Origin of the sequence: Mycobacterium sp. shizuoka-1 (genome assembly GCF_002723835.1) — a bacterium.
Taxonomy (GTDB): domain Bacteria; phylum Actinomycetota; class Actinomycetes; order Mycobacteriales; family Mycobacteriaceae; genus Mycobacterium.
Genome location: NZ_BEWG01000147.1, coordinates 1 through 4,400, shown reverse-complemented (window position 1 = coordinate 4,400; position 4,400 = coordinate 1). Strand labels below are relative to the sequence as shown.

Below are 4,400 nucleotides of genomic sequence, written 5' to 3'. Positions count from 1 at the left end.
TGCGTGTTTGGTAACCACACCGATACCGGAGGTCCTCACCTACTTCCGCTCACCACGCCGTTCACAACCTGTCTGGGAGTTACACCTAGATCCTCAGAGCAGAGTGGACCAGTAACTCCAGAACCGCACCAGGCACAACAGGATCACCGCGGTGAACCACAGCGCCACGATCGACCAGCGCCAGGTGTGCAGCCCGCGCAGCACGGCGTTGCCGCGCTGCGGCTGCACCGCGATCGTCGTCACCACGACCAGCAGCGGGATGGTCATCGACCACACCACCATGCAGTACAGGCACAGCGCGCCGATGGTGAACACGCTCTGGTAGATCAGCCAGTGCACGAACACCGTGCCCAGCAGCGTGCCGACCGCCAGCCCGGCCCAGTACCAGCGGGGCAGCTGAACCCGGGCCACCGCGAGCACCCCGGTCACCAGCACGACGGTGAACGACACGATGCCGATCAGCGAGTTCGGGAAACCGAACACGGCGGCCTGCGGGGTGACCATCACCGAACCGCAGGACAGCACCGGGTTGAGGCTGCACGTCGGCACGTAGGCCGGGTTCTTGAGCAGCTCGACCTTCTCGATGGTCAGCGCCAGCGCCGACGAGAGGCCCACCACGCCGGCGATCAGGACCCACAGCGCGCTCAGCCTCCCGACGTGCACCCCACCGTGCTCGGGGCTGTCCGGCTCGGCCGGGGACACCTCCCCTGGCGCGCTCACGCTCATGGAGCGGGAGCGGGAGCGGGCGCCGGGGTCGTCGGATCCGGATTCGGCGGCGGCGCACCGGCGTCGAGCACGGGCAGGTCACCGACGATGCTCCTGATCTCGTCGATCAGCGCGTCGGGGGTCGTCGGCTTGTAGTCCTTGCCGTTGATGCGGATGGTCGGGGTGGCCTTGACCTCGGTCGCCTTGGCCATGCCCTTGACCATGTCGTCGTAGCGGCCCTTCTCGATGCAGTTCGGGACGTCGCCGACGACGCCGGCCTGGCGCGCCACCTCGGTCAGCCGGGCCTCGTCCGGGAACGGGCCGACGCCCTCGGGCGGCTGCTGGGCGTACAGCGCGGCGTGGAAGCGGCGGAACGCCTCGGTGTCGGCTTCGGCCACGCAGTAGGCGGCGTTCGCGGCGCGGGTCGAGTACCCCTGGCCGGCCCGGTCCAGGATCGAGACCATGTAGTAGTCGGCCGCCACGGCGCCGCTGTCGATCAGCCGGTTGATCGTCGGGCCGAAGGCCTTCTCGAAGTTGCCGCACGCCGGGCACAGGAAGTCCTCGTAGAGCGACAGCACGGCCTTGGGCTCGCCGTCGTCACCGGTGATGACGTCGCTGGACGCCACCCGGATCGGCTTGGCCTCACCCTCGCCGGGCTTGTCCTCCTTGGTCATGACGATGTAGAGCACCAGCGCGACGGCGAAGATCACGACGATCGCGGTCAACCCGATCTGTACGGCCAGATTGCGTTTCTTGTCGGCCGCCTTCAGGTCGTACTTCGGGGTCTTCTTCGGTTTCGAGGCCACGGGGACAAGCGTACCGGCGGCGTTTTCGCGGCCCGTCAGACGCCGCGCAGACGGGTGCGCAGCGCGCTGATCATGTCGGCGACCGCGGCCGCGCAACCGCCCCCGATCGGGAACATGTTGGCGAAGCCGTGGATCAGCGCACCGGCCTGCCGCAGGTCGACGGCCACCCCGGCGGCGCGCAGTGCCTCGGCGTAGGCCACGCCCTCGTCGCGCAGTGGGTCGAAGCCGCCGGTCAGCACCAGTGCAGGCGCGAGCCCGGACAGGTCGTCGGCCAGCAGCGGTGACACGACCGGATCGGTGATCTGCACCGACGCACCGGTGACGTACTTGTCGGCGAACCACTCGATGTCGGCCTTCGTCAGGAAGTAGCCGGAGGCGAACAGGGTCTGCGACCGGGTCTCGCCGCTGGGGTTGGTCCACGGGTAGATGAGCAGTTGCAGCGCCGGTTGCGGCACTCCTTCGGCGCGGGCGCGCTGGGCGACGACGGCGGCGATGTTGCCGCCGGCGCTGTCCCCGCCGACCGCGACGCGGTCCGGGTCGGCACCGAGTTCGGCGGCGTGCTCGCGCGCCCAGCGGTAGGCGGCGAACCCGTCGTCGGCGGCGGCGGGCGCCTTGTGCTCGGGGGCCAGCCGGTAGTCGACCGACAGCACGTGCACCCCGGCGTCGCGGCAGATCAGCCGGCACAGGTCGTCGTGGCTGTCGAGGTCGCCGATCACGAAGCCGCCGCCGTGGAAGAACACCAGCAGCGGGGCGGCCGTGTCGGCGGTGGATGTGGGCGGAACGTAGTGGCGGGCCGGGATCTCACCGTCCCCGCCGGTCACGGTGAGATCTCTCACCGCGGCCACCGGGATCGCCTGCCGGAACCCGCCGGACAGGTCGCGCAGCTGCGCCCGCGCCGCCGCCACGTTGTTGGTGCCACCGTCGATCCCGACCAGCTTCTGCCCGGCGAGCATCAGCTGCACCGTGGTGTCGAGGGTGTTGCCGTCCACCGTCACCGTGCGGCCCGCCAGCAGCAGGCGTTTCACCGGGTCGGGGATGCGCGGCAACGCGCGCAGGGTGACACCCGCCATCGCGGTGACGAGCGCCTCCTTGCGTCCCGGGCTGTACGCGCCGTCAGCTGGCAGACTCGCAGTCATGGCATCTCCCTTGATCACGCTGAATGACGGTAATGCGATCCCCCAGGTTGGACTCGGAGTTTGGCAGACGCCGCCGGAGGCCACCGAGCGCGCGGTTGCCACGGCGCTGGAGGCGGGCTACCGGCACATCGACACCGCCGCCGCCTACCAGAACGAACGCGAGGTCGGGCAGGCGCTGGCCAAGTCGGGTCTGCGCCGCGAGGACGTCTACATCACGACCAAGCTGTGGAACGCCGACCAGGGTTATGATAGCACGCTGGCCGCGTTCGACAAGAGCATGGAGCGGCTGGGCCTGGAGTATCTCGATCTGTATCTGGTGCACTGGCCGATGCCGAAGACCAACAAGTACGTCGACACCTTCAAGGCGTTCGCCTACCTGCGTGACCAGGGCCGGATCCGCTCGATCGGGGTGAGCAACTTCGAGCCCGAACACCTGCGCACGCTGATCGACGCCACCGGCGTCGTGCCCGCCGTCAACCAGATCGAGCTGCACCCGCTGCTTCAGCAGCAGGAGCTGCGTGAGGTACACGCCGAACTGGGCATCGCCACCGAGGCGTGGAGCCCGCTGGGGCAGGGATCGCTGCTGGCGAATCCGACCGTCACCTCAGTCGCGGAGGCGCACGGACGCACCCCGGCGCAGGTACTGATTAGGTGGCATATCCAACTCGGCAATATAGTCATCCCGAAATCGGTGACCCCCGAGCGGATTGTGAGCAACTTCGACGTGTTCGACTTCGAGTTGAGCGAGCAGGACATGGCGTCGATCTCGTCGCTCGGCGATGGCACTCGCCTGGGTCCCGACCCGAGAAATTTCGAGTTCACAGGGTAGGTGACATGACCTCCTCGTCCATTCCGACGGTCACGCTCAACGACGACAACACCATGCCGGTGCTCGGCATCGGCGTCGGCGAGCTGTCCGAGGCCGACGCCGAGCAGGCGGTGCTGGCGGCGCTGTCGGCCGGTTACCGACTGATCGACACCGCCGCCGCGTACGGCAACGAGGCCGCCGTCGGCCGCGCGGTACGCAAGTCCGGGGTGCCCCGCGAGGAGATCTTCGTCACCAGCAAGCTCGACGTCCGCGACCAGGGTTTCAAGAGTGCGCAGGACGCCTGCCGCAAGAGTGTCGAGGAACTCGGTCTCGGCTACGTCGACCTGTACCTGATCCACTGGCCCGCCGGTGAGCAGGGCAAGTACATCGACAGCTGGGGCGGGCTGATGAAGAACAAGGAGCTCGGCGACGCCAAGTCCATCGGGGTGTCCAACTTCCACGAGGAGCACCTGTCGAACGTCATCGACCTGTCGTTCTTCACCCCCGCGGTCAACCAGATCGAGCTGCACCCGCTGCTCAACCAGGCGCACCTGCGCGAGGTGAACAAGGGCTACGGGATCGTCACCCAGGCGTACAGCCCGCTGGGCGTGGGCCGGCTGCTGGACAACGAGACCGTCGTCTCGGTGGCCCAGGCGCACGGCAAGACCCCGGCGCAGGTGCTGATCAAGTGGAGCCTGCAGCTGGGCAACTCGGTCATCACCCGGTCGAGGTCGCCGGAGCACCTGGCGGCCAACCTCGAGGTGTTCGACTTCGAGCTCACCGACGACCAGATGGCCGCGCTCAACGGCCTGGACGACGGCACCCGGTACCGCCCGGACCCGGAGACGTACACCGGCTAGTTGTTCTTCACGGGTAGGTTGTGAACGCGTAGGCGCTCGATTGGTGTCATTCCGCCGATGCCGGTGTGGGGTCGGTGGTGATTGT

Annotated in this window: 5 protein-coding genes; 2 read left to right on the top strand and 3 right to left on the bottom strand. The window is 68.2% G+C overall.

Going from position 1 to position 4,400, the window contains the following annotated elements:
- Positions 1 to 93: 93 nt before the first annotated feature.
- The 3 genes from MSZK_RS31160 to MSZK_RS31150 are packed head-to-tail and all read right to left on the bottom strand — an operon-like array spanning position 94 to position 2,647.
- Positions 94 to 726 (bottom strand): vitamin K epoxide reductase family protein, encoded by a 633-nt coding sequence (locus tag MSZK_RS31160; RefSeq protein WP_003889255.1) that lies wholly within the window; start codon positions 724 to 726, stop codon positions 94 to 96.
- On the bottom strand, positions 723 to 1,511 hold the full coding sequence (locus tag MSZK_RS31155) for a thioredoxin domain-containing protein (RefSeq protein ID WP_047041144.1): 789 nt from the start codon (positions 1,509 to 1,511) through the stop codon (positions 723 to 725). The genes MSZK_RS31160 and MSZK_RS31155 overlap by 4 nt, the downstream gene beginning before the upstream one ends.
- 35 nt (positions 1,512 to 1,546) lie before the next feature.
- Positions 1,547 to 2,647: an alpha/beta hydrolase gene (locus MSZK_RS31150; RefSeq protein WP_047041146.1), complete on the bottom strand. Its 1,101-nt coding sequence runs from the start codon at positions 2,645 to 2,647 to the stop codon at positions 1,547 to 1,549.
- On the opposite strand from MSZK_RS31150, the gene MSZK_RS31145 reads away from it, so the two are divergent.
- Together MSZK_RS31145 and MSZK_RS31140 are read left to right on the top strand one after the other, a co-directional pair.
- A complete protein-coding gene (locus tag MSZK_RS31145) occupies positions 2,646 to 3,476 on the top strand; it encodes an aldo/keto reductase (RefSeq protein ID WP_040634844.1) in 831 nt (276 codons plus the stop codon). The two genes, MSZK_RS31150 and MSZK_RS31145, sit on opposite strands and share 2 nt — an antisense overlap.
- Positions 3,477 to 3,481: 5 nt before the next feature.
- Positions 3,482 to 4,315 carry an aldo/keto reductase gene (locus tag MSZK_RS31140; RefSeq protein ID WP_003889251.1) on the top strand — a complete coding sequence of 278 codons (834 nt, stop codon included), beginning with the start codon at positions 3,482 to 3,484 and terminating at the stop codon, positions 4,313 to 4,315.
- The last annotated feature ends 85 nt before the right edge of the window (positions 4,316 to 4,400 follow it).

Excerpts from the sequence above, each read along its gene's own strand:
- MSZK_RS31160 (WP_003889255.1), bottom strand. The coding sequence starts at position 726 with ATGAGCGTGAGCGCGCCAGGGGAGGTGTCCCCGGCCGAGCCGGACAGC.
- MSZK_RS31145 (WP_040634844.1), top strand. The coding sequence starts at position 2,646 with ATGGCATCTCCCTTGATCACGCTGAATGACGGTAATGCGATCCCCCAG.
- MSZK_RS31150 (WP_047041146.1), bottom strand. The coding sequence starts at position 2,647 with ATGACTGCGAGTCTGCCAGCTGACGGCGCGTACAGCCCGGGACGCAAG.
- MSZK_RS31140 (WP_003889251.1), top strand. The coding sequence starts at position 3,482 with ATGACCTCCTCGTCCATTCCGACGGTCACGCTCAACGACGACAACACC.